Source organism: Pseudonocardia sp. ICBG601 (genome assembly GCF_020496245.1).
This window is the reverse complement of the sequence record NZ_JAHLJA010000039.1, coordinates 48,263-68,888: the sequence shown is the minus strand read 5'-3', so window position 1 is coordinate 68,888 and position 20,626 is coordinate 48,263. Positions and strand designations below refer to the sequence as shown.

Here is a 20,626-nt window from a genome sequence, read left to right as displayed (position 1 = left end):
GTGGGCGACAACGACCGGCTCGCCGCACTCGTCGCGCACATCGTCGGCGCCGACGCGCTCGTGCTGCTCTCCGACGTCGACGGCCTCTACGACGGCCACCCGCGCGACCCCGGCACGTCGCTGATCCCCGAGGTCGACGACCCGGCCGAGCTCGCCGGGGTCAGCGTGACCCGTCCCGGGTCAGGGCTGGGCACCGGCGGCATGGCCACCAAGGTCGAGGCGGCCGCGATGGCGTCGGCCGCCGGGATCCCGGTGCTCCTGACCGCCGCCGACCGGATCGCCGACGCCCTGGCCTGCACCGACGACGGGCCGAAGGTCGGCACCGTGTTCCGCGCCCGCCGGTACCCGGATGAGCGCCCGCCGGTTTCTGGCTGCGGCACGCCGCCGACGTCCGGGGGGCCCTCGACCTCGACGACGGCGCGGTCGAGGCCGTCCGGAAGCGGCGTCGCTCGCTGCTCGCGGCGGGTGTGTCCACGGGGGTCTCCGGCGACTTCGTCGCGGGGGACGTGGTCGAGCTCCGCGCCCCGTACGGCCGCCCGATCGCCCGCGCGCGTGGTGTCCTACGACGCGACCGAGCTGCCGCACATGATCGGCCGCCGGAGCCGCGAGTTGCCCCCCGAACAGCGGCGCGAACTCGTCCACGCGGACGACCCTCGTTCTGCTCTAGGCGGCGGCAGGGGCACAATGCCCGCATGTCGGCCGACCGCGCCCGTTCCGCGCTGGTCGCGTCCCTGGTCAGCGCCGGCCGGGTGCGCACCCCCGCGGTCCGCGCGGCACTGGAGACGGTGCCGCGCCACCTGTTCCTGCCCGCCCTCGACCCCGGCGAGGCCTACGCCGACGTCGCCGTCCCGATCAAGGTCGACGACGGCGTGACGGTCAGCTCGGTCTCCCAGCCGTCGATGGTCGCGATCATGCTGGAACAGCTGGGGGCCGCGCCGGGGCACCGGGTGCTGAAGGTCGGTGCGGGGGCCGGCTGGAACGCGGCGCTGCTGGCGGAGCTGGTCGGCCCGGACGGAGCCGTGACCACCCTCGACATCGACGACGACCTGGTCGCCGGGGCCCGGGCGAAACCTGGACACCGCCGGGTTCGACGGCGTCGACGTCGTCGCCGGGGACGGGGCGCTCGGGTACTCGCCCGGGGCGCCCTACGACCGCATCGAGCTGACGGTCGGCTCCACCGGCGTCCGGCCGGAGTGGGTCGCCCAGCTCGCGCCCGGCGGACGGCTGCTCCTGCCGCTCACAGTCCGCGGCAGCCAGCTGTCGGTGGCGTTCGTCCACACTGCCCCGGGACGGCTGCGGTCGAGCTCGGTGCGCAGCTGCGCGTTCGTCCGGCTGCGCGGGGAGGGCGCGGACCAGGGGGCCGAGGTCTCGCTGCCCGACGGACGGTGGCGGGTGCAGCCCGCCTGCGGCTCCGACGACGCCGACGACCCGGACCCGCGGGCACTGGCCCGCGCGACCACCGGCGAGGGCACCGACCGGCCCGTCGCCGCGGCGGGCACGGTGGCGGACCTGTGGGACGGGCTCGGGCTGTGGGCCGCGGTCGCCGACCCGGGGGTGGTGCGGCTGTTCGGCCCGGACGAGGGCGGGGCCGCGCCGGGCGTTGTTCGACCTCGGTGGCGTCCGCGCGACGCTGGGCCTGGTCGCCGGCGACGGGTGCGCGGTGCTGCTGGCGGCCCCGGAGGCGACGGTGCGGGCCTGCGGGCCGGACGGTGACCTCGCCGCCGAGCGGCTGGCCGGGCTGATCGCGGGGTGGGTCGACGCGGGCCGGCCGCACGCGGCGGACCTGCGCATCGAGGCGGTCGTCCGGTCCCGTGCTCGCCGATCCCGGGACGGCGCCGACAGCGCCACCGGCGCCGCCGGAGCGCCCGGGGCCGGGCCGGGCGAGGTGCTGGTGGACGGTGCGGGTACCCGGCTGACCCTGCGCTGGGGTCCGGCCCACGCCGGGGGCTGAGCGGGCCCCGGCGTGGGCCGACCGGGTGAGCGCACGGCTCAGACCTGCTCGACGTCGAAGTTGACCAGGCCACCCTGGATCTCGGTCACGGTGGCGCGGACGTCGATCGAGTCCTGGCCGGAGGTGACCGGCAGCCCACGGCCTGGCCGGTGGTGGGGGGCGCGAGGTCGCCGTCGCAGGTGGTGGCGTCGATCGGGACGCCGGCGTTCTGCGCGACGAGCGAGCCGACGGTGTCCTGCAGCAGCGCCCTCGGCACCGGGCGGGGCTCGGTGGTGATGTCGAAGGACACGTCGTCGCCGTCGACCGCGGTGACCGTGACGACCGCACCCACCGGCTGGCCGCCGGAGTGGAACTCGCAGGTCCGGGTGGCTCCGACGGTCGCGTCGAGGTCGCCGGCGCAGTCGGCCCTCCCGTTGTCGATGGCGACGCCCTGTGCGCCCAGCGTGCTGACGATCTGCTGCTCGACGCTGTCCGCCGGGACGGAGGCGAGGCTGCAGGCCGTGGTGCCGAACAGGACGGTGGTCGTCGCGGCGGCGGCGAGGCCGAGCCGGGCGAGGGTGCGCAGGGCGGCGTTCACGGTGTCTCCTCGGGTGGTGGCCCCGGCGGCCCGGGTGGCCGGTGGGGCGAACACCGCCGAACTCTGCGGTGGACCACTGGCAGTTCACTTGCAGCGGCCTTGCAGGGGTGCGCCAGGCGGCCCCCGCGGCGGGCTCCGGGGGAGAGGGCGGCCTCGTCCTCGGGGCCGGCTCAGGCGCTGCGGCCCACGGCCCGGGCGGCGCCGTCGCCGTCGCCGAGCTCGTCGAGGACCGCGGCGACCGTCGCCGCCCACCCGCGACGCCCTCGGTGAACGCGGTCGCGTACCGCTCGGCGGACCTGCCGAGCGCGGCCCGGACCAGGGCGACGTCGCGCTCGGAGTCCTGCGGGTCCATCTCCTCGGGCCGGTAGCCGACCTCGCCGTCGATCGCGGACACCGCCCCGAGCAGCCGGGCACCCCGTACGCCGTCCCCGGACTGCCCCAGCGCGCCTGCGAGGGTGTGCGTCGCGACCAGCCAGGACGTCACGTCGGGCTCGCCGCCGAGGAACCGCACCAGCGACTCCGCCTCGTCCAGGGCGGCGGCCGCGTCACCGCGGTCGAGCAGGGTCTTCACCAGGTGCCAGCGCGAGGACCCGTCGGCGAACCCGTGCCCGGCCCGCCGCGCGACGGCCACCGCCGACCGCAGCACGTCCAGCGCCGTCGCGGTGTCCCCGCCGAGCCGCGCGAGGTGCCCGGCGGCCATCAGCGTCTCGGACTCACCGGGGCCGTCCCCGGCGGCGCGCGACACCGCGAGCGCCTCGCCCAGCAGGGCCTGCGCGGCCGCCGGGTCGGTCGCCGCCGCCAGGTAGGCGCGGAACGCGAGCCCGCGGGCGACCTTGGTCGGGTGCCGGGCCGGGTCCATCCGCTCCAGCCCGGCCGCGACGTCGGCGGCCGCGCCCGCCGGGTCCCCGGCCAGGTAGCGCAGGGGTCCGGAGGCGACGTGCGCCAGCCCGACGGCCTCCGGGTCGGCGTCCGGCCCGGCCGCCGCCAGCGCCGCGGTGACCCATCCGATGCCCTCGGCGATCCGGCCGAAGCGGTACCAGTACCAGCCCAGCGCCCCGGCCAGGCGCAGCGCGTCGTCGACGGCGGCGGTGCCGCCGTCGGCCAGCGCGGCGCCGAAGGTGGCCCGGACGTTCGGCTGCTCGGCGCGGACCCGCCCGAACCAGCGGGCCGCGTCGTGGCCGAGCCACGCGGCGTCGGCCTCGGTCACGATGTCGAGGACCCAGCGCCGGTGCGCGATGCGGGCAGCGGCCCGCCCGGCGTCGTCGAGCAGGGTGTCGCCGAAGGCCCGCAGGGTCTCCAGCAGCGCGAACCGGCGCGGTCCCGGCGCACCGGCGTCGACGCCGACCAGGGACTTCGCGACGAGGGTGGCTAGCCCGTCGCGGACCGGCGCCCCGGCGACGGCGGCGGCCGCGGCCGCGTCGAACCCGCCGGTGAACACCGACAGCGTGGCGAACAGTCGACGGTCGGCCGGGCCGAGGTCGTCGACCGACAGCGCGATCGTGCGCTCCAGGCTGCGGTGCCGGGCGGGGGTGCCCCGGCCGGCCCCCACGAGCAGGGAGAACCGGTCGTCGAGGGCGTCCGCGATCTCCCCGACCGACAGGGTGCGGCTGCGTGCGGCGGCCAGCTCGACGGCCAGCGGGAGCCGGTCGAGCCGGGCGCAGACCTCGGCGACGAGCGCCCGGTCGTCGCCGGTCGGTGTGGCGCCGGGTGCCGCGGCCGACGCGCGGTCCAGGAACAGCTGCTCGGCCGCGGCGGGGGACAGCGGCGCGAGTTCCCGCAGCTGTTCCCCCGGCAGGTCGACGGGCTCGCGGCTGGTCGTGACCACCCGCACCCCGGGGCAGGCGGGCAGCAGCGTCGTGAGCAGCTCGGCGACCGCGTCGAGGACGTGCTCGCAATTGTCGAGCACCAGCAGGCCGGAGGTGTCGGCCAGGGCCGCGGCGAGCTGGCCGGCGCCCTGCGCGGTGAGCACGCCGGCGGCCTCCGCGACGACCGGGGCGAGGAGCGCGCCGGGGATCCCCGGGGCGAGGTCGGCGAGCTCGGCCCACCACACCGGGCCGCCCGCGTCGGCGGCGAGGGCCAGCGCGAGGCGGGTCTTGCCGACCCCGCCCGGCCCGACGACGGTGACCAGCCGGTGGGCGTCCAGGGCCGCGCGCAGCCGGTCGAGGTCGTCGTCGCGGCCGAGCAGCGCCGTCGTCGGCGACGGCAACGGCCTGCGGGCGGCCCCGGCGGCGGGCGCCGGCGCGTCGGCGGCGGGCGCCCGGTGCAGCAGGCCGGGGTCCTGGGCCAGCACCGCCCGCTCGGTCGCGGCGAGGCCGGGCCCCGGGTCGACGCCGAGCTCCTCGGCGAGCAGGTCCCGCGCGGTCCGCAGGACGGCCAGCGCGTCGGCCTGGCGCCCGGCCCGGTAGAGCGCGCGGGCCCGCAGCTCCCACGCGCGCTCGCGCAGCGGGAACTCGGTGGTGAGCGCGGCCAGCTCGTCGAGCAGCGTCAGGTCCTCGCCGGTGGCGAGTGCGGCGGCGGCCCGGTCCTCGCGGATCCCGGCGCGCAGCTCGGTCAGCGCGGCCACCTCGGCCGTGAGGAAGGCACGGTCGGCGAGGTCGCCGAAGGGGGTGCCGTCGCCGGTGGCGAGCGCGAGGTCCAGCACCGACACCGCCTCGTGCGGTCGTCGCTGCGCCAGCGCGGTGGCACCGCGGGCGGCCAGCTCCCGCATCGCCCACACGTCGACCTGCTCGGGTCGCACGGCCAGGGAGTAGCCGCCGCTGCCGCGGACCAGCACCGTCGCGGCCCCGCGGGCCGTACGTCCGGGCTCCAGGACGGCCCGCAGCCGGGCGACGTAGGTGTGCAGCGCCTGCTTCGCGGCCGGGGCGGGCTCCCCGTCCCACACGGCGTCGATCAGCAGGTCCTCGGTGGCCGGACGCCCGGCGGCGACGACGAGTGCGGCGAGCAGGGCCCGCGGGCGCGGCCCACCGAGAGCCAGGTCCTCGCCGTCACGACGCGCCCGCACACCGCCGAGGACCGAGAGCTGCAGTGGGGCCGCCTGCGGGGGGACGGCCTCCACGGGCACGGCAGGACCGGGCATGTGCCGACCCTACGAAGGTGATCCGGACCCCCGGAATCATCTGCCCTGATGATGCGCGGCCGGTCAGCCGCGCGGCTCCAGGTGGACCAGCGGGATCTCCCGGCTGGTGCTGCGCTGGTAGCCGGCGTAGTTGCGGTACCGCTCCGTGACCCGCGGCCACAGCGTCGCCCGCTCGGCCGGGTCGGCGATCCGGGCGCGCATCGGCACCCGTGGGCCGCCCTGGACGGCGACCTCGACGTCCGGGTCGGCACGCAGGTTGAGGAACCAGGCGGGGTGGCGGTCGTCGCCGCCCCGGGAGGCGACGACGACGTACTTCCCGTCGCCGTGGAGCGGGGCCGTGAGCAGCACCGTGCGCGGCTCACCGGAGCGTCGGCCACGGGTGGTCAGCTCGACGACGGGCATCCCCATCGCCGAGTGGCCGATCTTCCCGCCGGTCAGCCGGATCAGCAGCCGATGGCCCGCGTTCATGGCCTTGAGTGCGAAGTCGGGCGGGTTCATGCCCCGAGCCTACCGACGGGTAGGGCTGGGACGGTGGGCGTCGTCCTCCACGGGAGACCTCACCCGGCGACGGCCAGCACGAGCGGCAGCACCTCCGGCGCCCCGGCCCGCCGCAGCGCCCGCGCGGCGACGGTCATCGTCCAGCCCGAGTCGACGACGTCGTCGACCAGCAGCACCGGCCCGTCGATCCCGGACAGGTCCGGCACGGTGGCGGCGTCGAGCCCCTCCCACACCGCGGCCAGCCGCCGGGCCGAGTTCTCCGCCGCCGCGGGACGCTCGCCGACGGGGGAGAGGGTGCCGAGCAGCGGCAGCCTGCCGATCTCGGCGATCCGTCGGGCGAGGTGGTCGAGCTGGTGCGGGCGGGTCCGCGAGCCGATCCCGACCACACCCACCGGTCGCTGCTCCCAGCCCCACCCGGCGAGCACCCGGACCAGTGCGTCGAGCACGTCGGCCGGAACCGGGTCGTCGCCGCCGGTGACCAGCTCGCGCAGCCGCGTGCCCCACCCGATGTCGGACAGCCGTCCGATCGCCCGGCCGGTGGCGGCCTGCTCGCCCACGGCGATCTTCCCCGACAGCGGGACCCCGATGTCCTTCATCCCGGACGGCCACATCTTCCGTGGTGCCACCTCGATCCCGGGCCGGGCCAGGCGCTCGGTGGCGGCCTGCTCGCCGTCGGCGGACACCTCGTCGGACCAGACGGTGCCGGTGCAGGTGTCGCAGCGCCCGCACGGCGTCGGGTCCGGGTCGTCGAGCTGGCGGCGCAGGAACACCAGCCGGCACTCGGTCGTCGCGATGTAGTCGAGCATCGCCTGCTGCTCGGCACGGCGGGCGGCGTTCACGCGCTCGTGGCGCTCGGTGTCGTAGACCCACTCCCGGCCGGTGGCGATCCAGCCGCCCTTGACGCGCTTCGCGGCGCCGTCGGCGTCGAGGACCTTGAGCAGCATCTCCAGCCGGGTGCGGGACAGGTCGACGCGGGTCTCGATCGACGCGGTGGACTGGGGCCGGTCCGACAGCACGGCGAGGGTCTGGCGGACCAGGGGCTCGGGCGGGAACGCCAGCGACGCGAAGTAGGCCCAGATGTCCCGGTCCTCGCGGCCGGGCAGCAGCACCACCTCGGCCCGGTCCAGCGCGCGACCGGCGCGGCCGATCTGCTGGTAGTAGGCGACCGGCGAGGCGGGCGCCCCGAGGTGCACGACGAACCCCAGGTCGGGCTTGTCGAAGCCCATGCCCAGGGCCGAGGTCGCGACCAGGGCCTTCACCCGGTTCTCCATCAGGTCGGACTCGGCGGCCAAGCGGTCCTCGGGATCGGTGCGCCCGGAGTAGGAGCGCACCGCGATCCCGCGTTCGCGCAGGAACTCGGCCACGTCGTCCGCCGCCTGGACGGTGAGGGTGTAGATGATGCCGGCGCCCGGCATCTCGTCGAGCTTCGCCGCGAGCCACGCCAGTCGCCGGGCCGGGGACGGCAGCCGGACCACCGCCAGGCGGAGCGACTCGCGGTCCAGCGACCCCCGCAGGACCAGCGTGTCCTGCTGGTCACCGTTCCGATCCTCCCGGCCGATCCCCAGCTGCTCGGACACGTCGGTGACGACCCGGTCGTTCGCCGTCGCGGTCGTCGCCAGCACCGGGATCCCCGACGGCAGCTCGGCGATCAGCGTGCGCAGCCGCCGGTAGTCCGGCCGGAAGTCGTGGCCCCAGTCGGACACGCAGTGCGCCTCGTCGACCACCAGCATCCCGGCGCTCGCCGCCAGCTTCGGCAGCACCCGGTCGCGGAAGTCGGGGTTGTTGAGCCGCTCGGGGGACACGAGCAGCACGTCGACGTCCCCGTTCGCGATGTCGGCGTAGACCGCGTCCCACTCGTCGGCGTTCGCCGAGTTCACCGTGACCGCCACGATCCCGGAGCGGATCGCGGCGTCGATCTGGTTGCGCATGAGCGCCAGCAGCGGCGACACGATCACCGTCGGGCCGGCGCCGTGGGCACGCAGCAGCGCGGTGGCCACGAAGTAGACCGCGGACTTGCCCCAGCCGGTGCGCTGCACGACCAGGGCCCGGCGGTGCTGGGCGACCAGCGCCTCGATCGCGGTCCACTGGTCCTCGCGCAGCCGGGCCTGCGGCCCGGCCAGCTGCTGCAGGACGGTCTCCGCGCGCTCGCGCAGGTCGGTGCTCGATGCGGTGGTCACGGCACCCATGGTGGACCCGACCCCCGACAACGATCCGACGCGGGCCGCCGGGGTGTGAGCCGGGCCACCCGTCCGACGCGTGGCGGTCCGGGCGTGCAGGATGATCGCGTGTCGTCCGACAGCCCTGCCCACCGCCCGGTCTTCGGCTCCGTGGCGGACGTGACCGCCCGGCTCGCCGACGCCGGCTACCTGGCCTCGACCGCCGTCGCGACGACGGTGTTCCTCGCCGACCGGCTCGGCAAGCCGCTGTTGGTCGAGGGCCCCGCCGGGGTCGGGAAGACCGAGCTGGCCAAGGCCGTCGCCGCGGCGACGGGGTCCGGGCTCGTGCGCCTGCAGTGTTACGAGGGCATCGACGAGGCCCGGGCGCTCTACGAGTGGAACCACGCCAAGCAGCTGCTGCGGATCACCGCCGGGCAGCGCGGCGAGGACGGCGCGGACTGGGACGCCACCCGCGACGACGTGTTCTCCGAGGAGTTCCTGCTCCCGCGTCCGCTGCTCACCGCGATCCGGCGCACCGACCCGACCGTGCTGCTGATCGACGAGATCGACAAGGCCGACGTCGAGGTCGAGGGCCTCCTGCTGGAGGTCCTGTCCGACTTCCAGGTCTCCATCCCCGAGCTGGGCACCGTCACCGCGAACCGGCGCCCGTTCGTGCTGCTGACCTCGAACTCCACCCGTGAGCTGTCCGAGGCGCTCAAGCGCCGCTGCCTGTTCCTGCACCTGGACTTCCCCGACGCCGACCTGGAGCGCCGGATCGTGCTCACCCGGGTCCCGGAGCTGACCGAGCAGCTCACCGACGCCCTGGTGCGCACCGTGCGGGTGCTGCGGGCGATGGAGCTGCGCAAGGCCCCGAGCGTCGCCGAGACGATCGACTGGGGCCGGACCCTGCTCGCGCTCGGCCTCGACACCCTCGACGACGACGCCGTCCGCGCCACCCTCGGTGTCGTCCTGAAGCACCGCTCCGACGCCGACAAGGCCGCTGCCGAGCTCCGGCTGAACTGAACGGTGCACCTGCGCTGAACGGTCCAGTCCCGTACCGCTGATCGGCCGTCAAGGTCTTCGCCCCTATGGAGTGAAGATCGGATCGATCGGCCTGCCGGGCGTAACCGGGACGGGTGGCGCGAGTTGTGCCGGATACACGCTCCCCAGCGACCGGAGGCCCACCGATGACCGCCCTCCCGGAACCGTCCCGTACCGCCCGCCGTCTCCTGCGCGCCGGACTGGCCGCCGGTGCCGCGCTCGCGGTCGGGCTCGCCACCGCCGGCACCGCGTCGGCGCAGGACGGGGCACCGGACATCGACGTGCACCCGGGTGTCATGACCCGCACCGGGCCCGAAGGGGCCCAGTGCACCGCGAACTTCGTGTTCACCGACGGGTCCGCGACCTACCTCGGGCAGGCCGCACACTGTGCGGGCACCGGCAGCTCCACCGACGTGGACGGGTGCGAGGCGGACTCGTTGCCGCTCGGCACCCCGGTCGAGGTCGAGGGCGCCACCGCACCGGGCCGGCTCGCGTACTCCTCGTGGCTGAGCATGCAGGAGCGGGGCGAGACCGACCCGGACACCTGCCTGTTCAACGACTTCGCGCTGGTCGAGCTCGCCCCGGACGACGCCGCGCGCACGAGCCCCGCGGTGCCGTTCTACGGCGGCCCGACCGGGGTGGCCGACGGCGTCGCCACCGGCGGGGTCGTCTACGGCTACGGCAACTCCTCGCTGCGCCAGGGCGTGCGTGCACTGCGGCCCAAGACCGGCACCTCCACCGGCACCGCGGGTGGCGGCTGGACGCACACCGTGATCACCGTCCCGCCGGGCGTGCCCGGTGACTCGGGCTCGGGCTACCTGACCGCCGACGGCCGCGCCCTCGGTGTGCTCTCGACCCTGAACCTGGCCCCGGCGCCCGGCACGAACGGCATCAGCGACCTGCGGAAGATGCTCGACTACGCCAACGGCCCCGGCGGTCTGGGTGGCGCTCTGCGCCTGGTCGAGGGCGACCGCCCCTTCACCCCGCAGCCGGTGCCGATCGACCCCGCCTTCTAGGCGGAAGCTCCCGCGGTGTGGGACCGCGGTGCACCCCGGCGCTCCGGTCGTGGCTCGGCGGCTCGGCCGGAGCGTCGGCGCATGTTCCGACAGTGGCGGGCTGGCCGACCACTCTCGCTGATCACGCGCGCGTCGCGCATGATGGACGGGTGACGATCCGCCCGCCGCCGCGCTCGCCCCGGAGCACGGCCTGCCCGGGCACCTCGTCGACTTCGTCTCCGCACTGCGCCGCCACCACGTCGCGGTCGGCCCGGGGGAGACCGTCGACGCGGCCCGCGTGCTCGGCGCCCTGGACCTTCTGCACCGCGACCAGCTGCGGGAAGGGCTCGCCGCGGCGCTGCTGCGCCGCTCCGGGCAGCGCGACACCTTCGACGCGCTGTTCGACCTGTGGTTCCCGCCCGCGCTGGGCGCCGGGTCCTCCGACGTCGACGTCCCGCGGATCGACGACGAGTCCGGCGAGGGCACCGGCCCGGTCGACGTCGACGCGCTGCGCGAGATCCTCGCCGACCTGCTGCGCGACGGCGACGAGGAGACCCTGCGCGAGCTCGCCCGCGCCGCCGTCGACGCGATCGGGAACTCCGGCGCCGCGGGCCAGGGCGTCCGCGGGCAGACGGCCAAGCCCAACTGGTCGGCGTACCAGGCGCTCAACGCGCTGTCCCCGGACACCCTGCTCGCCCGGATCCTCGACGGGCTGCGCGAGGAGGGGGACACCGACTTCGTCTCCGAGGTCCGCCGCCGCGAGATCCGCGACCGCATCGCCCGCTTCCGCGACGTCGTCCGCGAGGAGGTCCGCCGCCGCACCGCCGAGCAGCGCGGCCGCGAGCAGATCGCCCGCACCACCACCCCCACCCAGACCGACCAGGTCGACTTCCTCACCGCGAACGCCGCCCAGCTCGCCGACCTGCGCCGCACCGTGCAGCCGCTGGCCCGCCGCCTCGCGTCGCGGCTGTCGGCGCGGCGTCGCCGGTCGAACCGCGGACAGCTCGACCTGCGCCGCACGCTGCGCCGGTCGATGTCCACCGGCGGCGTGCCGATGGACCCGGCGCACAAGGTCCGGCGCCCCGGCCGCCCCGAGCTGGTGCTGCTGTGCGACGTGTCCGGGTCCGTCGCCGGGTTCAGCCACTTCACGTTGCTGCTGGTCCAGGCGCTGCGCGAACAGTTCTCGAAGGTGCGGGTGTTCGCGTTCATCGAGCGCACCGACGAGGTCACGCACCTGTTCGAGCCCGGTGCGGAGCTGTCCGGGGTGATGCAGCGGGTGCTGCGCGAGGCCACGCTCACCGCGTTCGACGGGCACTCGGACTACGGCAGCGCGTTCGGCGACTTCCTGGAGCACCACGGCGACGCGCTCACCCCGAAGACGTCGCTGCTGGTGCTCGGCGACGGCCGCACCAACTACCGCGACCCCAACCTGCGGGCCCTGGCGATGATGGCCGGGCGGGTCCGGCACGCGCACTGGCTCAACCCCGAGCCCGAGCGCAGCTGGGGCTCCGGGGACTCGGCCGCCACCCGCTACGGCGAGGTGCTCCCGATGCACGAGTGCCGTACCGCCGCCCAGCTCACCGACGTCGTCCAGGCGCTGCTGCCGGTCTGACCGCCTGGTCACGGGGGCTGACACGCGCGGCACCGTGGGCCTAGATTCCCCGCGTGCAGGAGGTCACGGTCCGGGTCCTCGGCCCGCTCCGTGTGACGGCCGACGGCACGTCGGTCGCGGTCGGCTCGGGTCGCCGCCGCGAGCTGCTGGCCCGGCTCGCCGCGGCCGGTGGTGAGGTCGTCGCCGTCGACACGCTGGTGGAGGACCTGTGGCAGGGCGCGCCGCCCGCGCAGGCGCACGGCGGGCTGCAGGTCCACGTCTCCCGGCTCCGGCGGCTGCTCGAACCCGACCGGTCCCCGCGCGCGGTCCCGACGGTGCTGGTCAGCCGCCCACCCGGCTACGCGCTGGCACTCGGTCCCGACGGGCTCGACGCGCGTGCCTTCACCGACCTCCTCGACCGTGCCGCCGCGGCCACGCCGGACCGGGCCGACGCCCTGCTCGGCGAGGCCCTGGCGCTGTGGGCGGGGCCCGCCTACGCCGAGTTCGCCGACGCCTCCTGGGCGCGTGCCGAGGCCGAACGCCTCGACGAGCTGCGTCAGGTCGCGCTCGAGCGCGGGGCCCGCGCTCGGCTGCGGCTGGGCCGGGCCGACGCCGTCGTCCCCGACCTGACGGCGCTGGTGGGGGAGCACCCGCTGCGGGAGGACGCGGTCGGGCTGCTGGCCGTCGCGCTGTACCGCACCGGCAGGCAGGCCGACGCGCTGGCCGTGCTCTCCCGCACCCGGCGGCTGCTCGCCGACGAGCTCGGCGTCGACCCCGGGCCCCGGCTGCGCGCGATCGAGGCGGACGTGCTCGCCCACCGCGACCCGGCCGGCGGCACCGACGCGCCCGCGGTCCTCCCGGCGGCGCGGCCACCCGGGCCGGCGCCGGCCGAGCCGCCGGCGAGGACACCGTCGCTGCTCGGGCGCGGGCCCGAGCTCGGCAGGCTCGCGGCCGCCGCGGAGCGGGCCCGCGGCGGTGCCCAGCTGGTGCTCGTCGCCGCCGACGCAGGCGCCGGCAAGTCCGCGCTGCTCGCCGCGTTCGCCGCCGCCGCGACCGCCGACGGCTGGACGGCCGTCACCGGCCGCTGCCCCGAGATCGACGGCGCCCCGCCGGCCTGGGCGTGGCGGGAGATCGTCGACGCCCTCGTCACGGCGCACGACCCGCCCGCCGAGCTGGTCGAGCGGCTCGCGCCACTGCGCTCCCCGGCCGGACCCGGCGGCGCCGAGGTCACGTTCTGGCTGGCCCGGGCGGTGGTGGAGCTGCTCGCCGTCGCCGGGCGGGAGCGACCGCTGCTGCTGGTCCTGGACGACCTGCACCGCGCCGAGTCCGAGACCCTCGCGCTGCTGCGCGCGGTCGTCACCGGCGCCGCGGAGCTTCCCGTGCTCGTCGCCGCGGGCCTGCGCCCGGCCGAGGCGGGCGCCGAGCTGCAGGCCGCGCTCGCCGCCCTCGCCGAGCCCACCGTGGACCGCATCGAGCCCGCGCCGATGACGACGGACGATGTCGCCGGGATGCTGGACCGGCACGGGGTGCCCGCCGCCACTCCCGAGCTGGTCGCCCGGATCACCGAACGGACCGGCGGGAACCCGCTGTTCGTCCGCGAGCTGGCGCGCCTCGTCGCCGCCGAGGGCCCGTCCGCCGCGGCCGACGCCGTCCCGGCCGGGGTCCGCGAGGTGCTGCGCCGACGCGTGGCCCGGCTGCCCGCGAGCACCCGCACCGCGCTGGCCAGGGTCTCGGTGCTGGGCCGGGAGCTGGACACCGACGACGCCCTCGACCTCGCCGCCTCCGCCGACGGCGACGACCCGTTGGACGCCCTGGAGCCCGCGGTGCTCGGCGGGATGCTGCTCGAACCCGAGCCGGGGCGCCTGCGGTTCTCCCACGACCTGGTCCGGGACACCCTCTACGGCGACATCCCGCACCTGCGTCGTGCCCGGCTGCACGCGGCGGCCCACGCGATCCTCAGCCGCAGGCGGCCGGACGACCCGGTGCCGCTCGCCCACCACGCGGTCGCCGCCGGGTCCGCCGTCGCCCCGGACCGTGCCCTGGCCGCGGTCCGTGCCGCCGCGGCGGCCGCCGCGGGGTTCGGCTCGCACCGCGAGGCAGCCCGGTTCCACGGCCACGCCGTCGAGCTCGCCGGGCGGGTCGGGACCGGCGTCGACGACGAGCTGGCCCTGCGGTGCGCGCTGGTCGCCGAGCTCGCCCGCGGCGGCGACGGCCACACCGCCCTGACCGAACGCCGGACCGCCGTCGAGCGGGCGCGGGTGGCCGCACCGCAGTGGCTCGGTGCCGCCCTGACCAGCTACGACACCCCGGTCAGCTGGACCATCCGGCCGGGGCAGAACATCGACGCCGAGCTGATCGACCTCATCGAGACCGAGCTCGCGGCGACCCCGCCCGACGCCGTCGACCGGCGGGTGCGGCTGCTGGCCGCCCTGGTGTTCGAGATCGAGGGGCACGACGACGACCGGGTCCGCTCGGCCTCGGCCGAGGCGATGGCGCTCACCGCGCGCGGGGTCGACCCGCTGCTGCGCTGCCGGGCGCTCAACGCCCGGTTCTTCGCGGTCCTCGCCCCGGACCTGTGGCACGAGCTGGCCCCGGTAGGGGAGGAGCTGGCCGAGCTCGGCGGCCGGGCCGGGCACGCCGGCTACCGCACGCAGGCCCACCACCTGCAGCTGATGGTCGCCGCCGGTCGCCACGACCTCGACGCGGCGTCGCGGCACGCGGAGGCCGCCGTCGCCGGTGCCCCCGGCGGGCAGCTGGAGTTCACCCTCGGCTGGGCGCACATCTTCGCGGCACTGCGGTCGCTCGTCGCGGGTGAGCTGGACGCCGCCGAACGGGGCTACGCGGTGCTCGCCGACCGCTTGGGCGGCTCCGGGCAGGTCAACGCCGCGCTCATGGGGCTGCTCGGACGGTTCGCCGTCCGCCACGCCCAGGGCCGCCTCGGCGAACTCGCCCCCGAGCTGGACGCGGTCGCACCGCGCCTGCCGCCGGCCTTCGGGGACTTCCTCGCGCTCGCCCACCTGCACGCGGGTGACCCGGTCCGGGCCCAGGAGGTCTGGGCTCCGGACAGTGAGCTCGCCCGCAGCTACTACTGGCTGCTGTGGACGTGCGTGCGCGCCGAGGTGGCAGTCGGGCTGGGCGACCGCGCCGTCGCCGACCAGTGCCGCGCCCGGCTCCGCCCGTGGACGGGATCGGTGGCGGGGCTGTCGTCGGGCACGATCGCGACCGGCCCCACCGACCTGGTGCTCGCCGCGCTGGAGGAGATGCTCGACCCGGCGGGCGGCGCCCGGGTCCGCCACCTGCACGAGGCCGAACGGGTCGCGACGGAGCTCGGGGCCCCGGTGTGGCGCGACCGCGCCCGGCGGCTGCTCGGACGGGCCGCGGCTCAGGACGTGCCGAACACCAGCGCACAGCGGCTGCGGTAGCCGCCGCGCAGCACCCGCTCCATCAGCACGACCACCGGCCCGACCTCGCGACGCATCCCTGCCCACTCCTGCGGGGTGGTCACCGCGGCGATCCGCGGCAGCATGAACCGCAGGCCCGGCCCGGACTTCTGCACCTGCGCGACGACCGCGTCCCAGTCGGCGGCGGGCACGTGGCGTTCGATCACCGGGAACAGGTCGCGCTCCTCGGCGTCGAGGTGCTCGTCGATCTCGTCGCGGACCACGGCCAGCCGGTCCGCGAGCAGCGTCGCCGCCCCCGCCCGGCCGGGTCCCTCCGCCGCGGCGACGACTCCCGCCGCCGCCTCGCGCACGGCGGCCAGCAGCGGGTCGAGGCGGCCGTGGTCGTCGCTGAGCTCGGCCAGGTCGACGGCGTGTCCCGCGTGCCGGGCGATCACCGGCCAGGCGATCTCGTCCTCGGCGGTGTGGTGGCCGTGGATCTCGTGCTCCAGGTGTGCCAGCCAGGTCTGCAGAGCGCGGGCGCGCCGGTCCGGGCAGGACGCGACGTCGGCGATCGCGCGGGCGGCGTCGGTGAGGCGGTGCAGGTCGGCGCGCATGACGCGGTGGGCGAGGGTGATGCCGACCAGGTCGGCGGTACGGGTGTCGCGGGCGGTGGTCACCGGGGGTCTCCTACGGGTTCGGGACGGTCGGTCTCTCGACACCGCAGACCGTGCGCCCACCCGCTGGCCGGGGACTTGCACGTCACTTGCGCCACCGTTCGTCGGGTCTTGACCGGCCGGCCAATCAAGAGTAGACCGGAGGTATCCCCACAGGGACCTCACAAGGAGAAGGTGACTGACGATGGCTGGGACCACTGGTCGTACCTGGCAGCGCTGGCAGGACTGGGCAGCTCTCGTGATCGGTGTACTGACGGCCCTCTCGCCTCTCGTGACGACGACGAACGCCGCCGCTGCGTGGACGATGGTCGTACTGGGCGTGGTGCTCGCCGCCACGTCGCTCTGGTCGCTCGCGGTGCCCGGCTCGGTGGCGAGCGAGTGGGTGCACGGTGTACTCGGCGTGCTGCTGTTCCTCGCCCCCTGGGTGATGGGCTACAGCGCGCTGGCCGGGGCGTCGTGGACGTCCTGGGTGGCGGGTGTCCTCGCGGTCGTCGTGGCGGCCTCGGCGCTGCCCGCGGTGAACGCCGAGCACCGCACGCTCGCCGCGCACTGACCGCACCGACAGGGCCGACAGGGCCGATCGATCCGACAGAACCGACCGTCCGACGGCCGGACGACCAGGTGAGGGGCCGCGACCCGCAGGGGTCGCGGCCCCCGCCGCGTCCGGGGGAGGATCGCACCGTGGACCACGAGCTCGACCCGGACGCACCCGCCCGGGACCGCATCCTCGACGCTGCCGAGGGGCTGTTCGCCCGGCACGGGTTCGACGCGACGCCCACCTCGCGGATCGCCGAGCGCGCCGGAGTGCCGAAGGGCCTGGTGCACTACTACTTCCGCCGCAAGCCCGACCTTCTCGAGGCGCTCGTCGAGCGGCTCCCGCACCCGGTGCGCGGGGCGGACGTCGCCGTCGCCGGGGACGCACTCGCCGGGCTGCGGGCGTTGGTCGCCGCGCTGGACCGGGCGCTCGACGCGTCCTCGGTCCTGTCCCACCTGCTGTGGCGCGAGGCCGACACCCATCCCGTCGTCCGCGACGCGCTGCTGCGCCGCGCCGGTGAGCTGGAGGACGCGGTGCACGAGGTCCTCGCCGCCGGCGGCGGGGCGCCGGACCGGATCCGCGCCGCCGCGCGGCTGCTGGCCGCGGCGATCGGACACCGCTACGCCCTCGACCGGCACGGCGACGACGACCGCACCGACATGGAGGCCGAGCTGTCCTTCGTCGCCGCGGGCCTGTAGCGGCGCTCCCCGGGCGGGTCAGGGCCAGGGGCGCCAGGGGGCGCCGGACTCCTCGTAGCGCGGGACGGTGTGCCTGCGGTCGGCGAGCCGGTGCAGCGCGTGCGCCGTCCACGTCCGCCACCCCAGCAGGGCCAGCACCACCACGATCAGCCCGGCGGTCAGCGGCCCCGCCCAGCCGAGCGGCCCCGAGGCGTTGACCGCGGCCATCACCAGCGGGCCGAGCAGCGCGAACACCGCGCCCGTGACCTGCGGGAGGCGGGCGTCGGCGAGCACGTCGACGGCGATCAGCCTGCGCTGCTCGCCGTCCGGCGTGCCCCCGGATCGCAGCACCTTCCGTGCCGCGGCACGGTCGCGCACCAGCCCCATGTCCGGCCCGCGGGCCGGGGCGACCCGCACCGGGATCCGCGACGCCGACAGCCACAGCAGCACCACACCGAGCAGGCTGAGCAGCCCGCCGACGACGATCGCGGCCAGCAGGTGGTCGGCCCGGGCGTGCACGTCGGTGGTGATCGAGTAGACGACGCCGAACCACACCGCCGCGACCCCCGCTGCGACCCGGCCGAGGATGACGGCCCGCAGCGACGGCGGCCGCACAGTCGGCCACGGCCCGGCCGGTACGACGGCGGTGGCTGCGGCCGGCTGCCCGTCACGTAGGCCGTCGGCCCGGTCGTCGGCCCTGACGTTCTCGGCCTGGTCGTTGTCGGCCCGGTCGTCGGTGCGGACCTCGGGTGCCGGTGGGGCGGGCGGGGCCGCCACCGGGCCGGGTGTCCCCGGTGGCCGCACGGGCGGCGGGGACGCGGGCTCGTACGGCCGCCCCTGTCCGCCGGATGCGGGCGGAGGGGCCGGGGGACCGGGCGCGGGGGAGCGGGGGCCGGCGTCGCGGTCGGCCCGGTCGCCGGTGTCCGGAGCACGCATGGCCGCGACGTTACCCGCGGGTTCGGACCCTCCGGCCGGGGCGCCCGTCCCACGCGGCGGATGCGGCCCTCGGCGCGCCGAGCGACCAGAACGACCGCCGACCCGAGCCCGTCCCACACGGGATCCGGCTTCCGGCACGGGGTCCGAACCCGTGTCGCAAGCCGTATCCCGTGTCGCAGGATCGGGACTCGGCGTAGGGCTCGGCGTCGCGGGTGGTCAGGTTAGGCTTGCCTTTTGATCTGAGGAGGTTCGCCGTGCCGCTCGCTGCAGCACCCCTGTCCGCCCGTTCCGTGAGCCGTCGTGGCGTTCTCGCCGGCGCCGCCGGCCTGCTCGTCCTCGCCGGGTGCGGCGCCCGGCCGCAGGACGGGCGGGGGGCGGGGGGCGCGGTCGCGGAGGGCTACCCGGTGACGGTGCGGCACGCACTGGGGGAGACGGTCGTCCCGGACCGGCCGCAGCGCGTGGTCACGTTGAGCGCGGCGAACACCGACGTCGCGCTGGCGATGGGCGTCCTGCCGGTGGCGATCCCGCGCACCGTCTACGGAGGCGACGCCGAGGGCGTGCTGCCCTGGGTGCGCGACGCGATCACCGCGCACGGCGGCCCGTTCCCGCAGGTCATTGGCTCCGACGACCTGTCGGCGACGCCGATCGAGCAGGTCGCCGCGGCCCGCCCGGACCTGGTGCTGGCCACGTACTCCGGGCTGAGCCGGGCGGAGTACGACCAGCTGTCGGCGATCGCCCCGACCGTCGCCTATCCCGACGCCCCGTACTCCACCGGCTGGCGGGACCAGACCCGCATCGCCGGTCAGGTGTTCGGGGATCCGGCACGGGCCCAGCAGCTGATCGACTCCACCGGGCAGCGGCTGCGCACCGCGGCGCAGCGGTACCCGCAGCTGGCGGGAGCCACGTTCGTCTACACCGGAGGGATGGACGCCGGTGCGCTCGGGGTGTTCCGGGCGGGCGACGTTCGCGTCCAGCTGGTCACCGACCTGGGGCTCACCCTGGCGCCCTACGTCGAGCAGAACGCCCCGGGCGGCGGGGAGGTCTACTACACCGTGAGCGGCGAGTTGCTCTCGCGCGTCGAGTCCGACCTGGTCATCGGCTTCTTCGCGACACAGGCCGAGGAACAGGCGTTCCGCACCGCGCCCGGCGTCCAGCTGCTGCCGGCGATGGCCCGCGGCGGGTTCGCCCCGGTCGTCGGCGCCGACCGGGTGGTGGCGAGCTCGGCGCCGTCGGTCCTGTCGATCCCCTGGGTGCTCGACGCCTACCTGCCGATCCTGGCCGAGGCGGCCGCCCGCTCGCGCAGCTGAGCCGGATCCCCCGGCTGCCGTAGTCGACACCTGACTATCGGTTATTCGTGCTGGTGACGCTAACGGGTGAACGGCCGTTGCGGGGCCCGTCCGTCCTCGTTGAGCAGCCGAGACCGTGTGCGACGGTCCAACGATCAACCATGGAGGTTGTGAGATGCGGAAGTCCGTTCGCGGTGCGCTCGTCGGTGCAGCGCTGCTCCCCCTGGCCGTCGCGGCGCCCGCCGCGGCCTTCGCCGGCGGCACCGGCTACGACGAGGGTGGCAAGGACAAGGGTCACTCGAAGCACGAGGGTGACAAGGACAAGGGTCACCAGAAGAAGTGGGACCACAAGAAGCACGAGGACAAGAAGCACGACCTCGCGCTGCCGGCCCCGCTGGACAGCGTCGTCGACCTGGTCACCGGTGCCACCGGTGGCGAGCTCCCGTCGCTTCCGTCGCTGCCGGTCGGCTGACCGAACCCGGCCCCGTGACGGGCCGGTCCGGACCCCCGAGGGGTGTCCGGACCGGCCCGTCCGTCGTTGCGGAGGCGGTCAGATCACCGGCGCCGGGTCCTCCGTCGGCTGGTCCCTGAGGATCGTGTCGCCCTTGACGAACCACGCGACACCGAACGCCAGGATCGCGACGGCCTCCAGTCAGAACAGGGTGTGGAACCGCTCGGCGACGGCGTCGGGCACCAGCGCCGCGTCCAGTGCGGCCAGCACGAGGCAGGCCACGATCGTCGCGCCGCAGACCCGGTAGACGACGTTGCGTGCGGCCTTGCCCGGGGTTCCGGACTCCCCGCGGGTGAACAGGGCCAGGCAGAACCAGGCCAGGCCCGCGAAGAACACCGTCGCCGCGGCCAGGTGCAGGTACCCGACGACGGTCGCCGCCGTCGTCGCCGCGCCGTCGGGCCGGGTGGGCAGCAGGGCGACGGCGATGGCCGCCGTCCCGGTGACGTTGGCGAGCCGGTTGTCCGGCCGGTCGTAGCGGTAGCAGTAGAGGAAGACGCCGACTGCGCACAGCGAGCCGACGAACACGTCGCGCATCGGCGAGTAGTAGTAGCGGCTGATCGAGTCCCGCAGTCCGTCGCCGCCGAGGGCCAGGTCGCCCCCCACCAGTACGAACGGGAGCAGGATCCCGATCACGCCGACGGCGCGCCGCAGACCCAGGTAGGACAGCACGGCACCGTCGGCACGCGAGGACATGACGAAGATCGTCGCAGAGCCGCCACTCGAACTTTCGTTCGATCCGGCG

At 76.2% G+C, this 20,626-nt stretch carries 17 protein-coding genes and 3 pseudogenes; 12 read left to right on the top strand and 8 right to left on the bottom strand.

Going from position 1 to position 20,626, the window contains the following annotated elements; all coding sequences use genetic code 11:
* The 4 genes and pseudogenes from proB to KPL57_RS14730 form a co-directional block, all read left to right on the top strand.
* Positions 1-651, top strand: a pseudogene (gene proB, locus KPL57_RS14740) (glutamate 5-kinase); the annotation flags it as partial.
* A 41-nt stretch (positions 652-692) separates the two neighbouring features.
* Positions 693-1,007, top strand: a pseudogene (locus KPL57_RS72150) (protein-L-isoaspartate O-methyltransferase); the annotation flags it as partial.
* A gap of 64 nt (positions 1,008-1,071) precedes the next feature.
* A complete protein-coding gene (locus KPL57_RS66490; protein ID WP_264198130.1) occupies positions 1,072-1,713 on the top strand; it encodes a hypothetical protein in 642 nt (213 codons plus the stop codon).
* Complete coding sequence (locus tag KPL57_RS14730; protein WP_226352055.1) at positions 1,661-1,951, top strand: hypothetical protein; 291 nt, start codon at positions 1,661-1,663, stop codon at positions 1,949-1,951. The genes KPL57_RS66490 and KPL57_RS14730 overlap by 53 nt, the downstream gene beginning before the upstream one ends.
* 85 nt (positions 1,952-2,036) lie before the next feature.
* Here KPL57_RS14730 and KPL57_RS72145 read toward each other — a convergent pair whose 3' ends face one another.
* The 4 genes and pseudogenes from KPL57_RS72145 to KPL57_RS14710 form a co-directional block, all read right to left on the bottom strand.
* Entirely contained in the window at positions 2,037-2,528 is a 492-nt protein-coding gene (locus tag KPL57_RS72145; protein ID WP_226352059.1) for a DUF4333 domain-containing protein, read from the bottom strand.
* Positions 2,529-4,824: 2,296 nt separating this feature from the next.
* Positions 4,825-5,604, bottom strand: a pseudogene (locus KPL57_RS72140) (BTAD domain-containing putative transcriptional regulator); the annotation flags it as partial.
* A 63-nt stretch (positions 5,605-5,667) separates the two neighbouring features.
* Positions 5,668-6,102, bottom strand: coding sequence for a nitroreductase/quinone reductase family protein (locus KPL57_RS14715; protein ID WP_226352054.1), 435 nt, complete (start codon positions 6,100-6,102; stop codon positions 5,668-5,670).
* A gap of 59 nt (positions 6,103-6,161) precedes the next feature.
* On the bottom strand, positions 6,162-8,288 hold the full coding sequence (locus tag KPL57_RS14710) for an ATP-dependent DNA helicase RecQ (protein WP_226352053.1): 2,127 nt from the start codon (positions 8,286-8,288) through the stop codon (positions 6,162-6,164).
* A 99-nt stretch (positions 8,289-8,387) separates the two neighbouring features.
* Here KPL57_RS14710 and KPL57_RS14705 point away from each other — a divergent pair, with 99 nt between their 5' ends.
* Positions 8,388-9,281 (top strand): MoxR family ATPase, encoded by an 894-nt coding sequence (locus KPL57_RS14705; RefSeq protein ID WP_075311319.1) that lies wholly within the window; start codon positions 8,388-8,390, stop codon positions 9,279-9,281.
* Positions 9,282-9,445: 164 nt separating this feature from the next.
* Positions 9,446-10,315 carry a serine protease gene (locus KPL57_RS14700; protein WP_226352052.1) on the top strand — a complete coding sequence of 290 codons (870 nt, stop codon included), beginning with the start codon at positions 9,446-9,448 and terminating at the stop codon, positions 10,313-10,315.
* A 121-nt stretch (positions 10,316-10,436) separates the two neighbouring features.
* On the opposite strand, the gene KPL57_RS69720 is transcribed toward KPL57_RS14700, so the two are convergent.
* Complete coding sequence (locus KPL57_RS69720; RefSeq protein ID WP_226352051.1) at positions 10,437-10,619, bottom strand: hypothetical protein; 183 nt, start codon at positions 10,617-10,619, stop codon at positions 10,437-10,439.
* On the opposite strand from KPL57_RS69720, the gene KPL57_RS14690 reads away from it, so the two are divergent.
* Both KPL57_RS14690 and KPL57_RS14685 read left to right on the top strand, forming a co-directional pair.
* A complete protein-coding gene (locus tag KPL57_RS14690; RefSeq protein WP_374203716.1) occupies positions 10,593-11,906 on the top strand; it encodes a VWA domain-containing protein in 1,314 nt (437 codons plus the stop codon). The two genes, KPL57_RS69720 and KPL57_RS14690, sit on opposite strands and share 27 nt — an antisense overlap.
* 53 nt (positions 11,907-11,959) lie before the next feature.
* Positions 11,960-15,307, top strand: coding sequence for a BTAD domain-containing putative transcriptional regulator (locus KPL57_RS14685; protein WP_226352050.1), 3,348 nt, complete (start codon positions 11,960-11,962; stop codon positions 15,305-15,307).
* Here KPL57_RS14685 and KPL57_RS14680 read toward each other — a convergent pair.
* Positions 15,268-15,942: a hemerythrin domain-containing protein gene (locus KPL57_RS14680; RefSeq protein WP_226352049.1), complete on the bottom strand. Its 675-nt coding sequence runs from the start codon at positions 15,940-15,942 to the stop codon at positions 15,268-15,270. The genes KPL57_RS14685 and KPL57_RS14680 overlap by 40 nt on opposite strands.
* A 181-nt stretch (positions 15,943-16,123) precedes the next feature.
* On the opposite strand from KPL57_RS14680, the gene KPL57_RS14675 reads away from it, so the two are divergent.
* Positions 16,124-16,492 carry an SPW repeat protein gene (locus KPL57_RS14675; protein ID WP_226352048.1) on the top strand — a complete coding sequence of 123 codons (369 nt, stop codon included), beginning with the start codon at positions 16,124-16,126 and terminating at the stop codon, positions 16,490-16,492.
* A gap of 128 nt (positions 16,493-16,620) precedes the next feature.
* The gene (locus KPL57_RS14670; protein WP_226352047.1) at positions 16,621-17,172 is read left to right on the top strand and encodes a TetR/AcrR family transcriptional regulator; all 552 of its coding nucleotides are present in this window, start codon (positions 16,621-16,623) and stop codon (positions 17,170-17,172) included.
* A gap of 18 nt (positions 17,173-17,190) precedes the next feature.
* Here the strand turns inward: KPL57_RS14670 and KPL57_RS14665 are convergent, their stop codons facing one another.
* The gene (locus KPL57_RS14665) at positions 17,191-18,087 is read right to left on the bottom strand and encodes a hypothetical protein (RefSeq protein WP_226352046.1); all 897 of its coding nucleotides are present in this window, start codon (positions 18,085-18,087) and stop codon (positions 17,191-17,193) included.
* Between the two features lie 254 nt (positions 18,088-18,341).
* On the opposite strand from KPL57_RS14665, the gene KPL57_RS14660 reads away from it, so the two are divergent.
* Positions 18,342-19,394: an ABC transporter substrate-binding protein gene (locus KPL57_RS14660; RefSeq protein ID WP_226352045.1), complete on the top strand. Its 1,053-nt coding sequence runs from the start codon at positions 18,342-18,344 to the stop codon at positions 19,392-19,394.
* Between the two features lie 154 nt (positions 19,395-19,548).
* On the top strand, positions 19,549-19,845 hold the full coding sequence (locus tag KPL57_RS14655) for a hypothetical protein (RefSeq protein WP_226352044.1): 297 nt from the start codon (positions 19,549-19,551) through the stop codon (positions 19,843-19,845).
* A gap of 180 nt (positions 19,846-20,025) precedes the next feature.
* On the opposite strand, the gene KPL57_RS14650 is transcribed toward KPL57_RS14655, so the two are convergent.
* Positions 20,026-20,577, bottom strand: coding sequence for a DUF998 domain-containing protein (locus tag KPL57_RS14650; protein WP_308252876.1), 552 nt, complete (start codon positions 20,575-20,577; stop codon positions 20,026-20,028).
* Between the last annotated feature and the right edge of the window lie 49 nt (positions 20,578-20,626).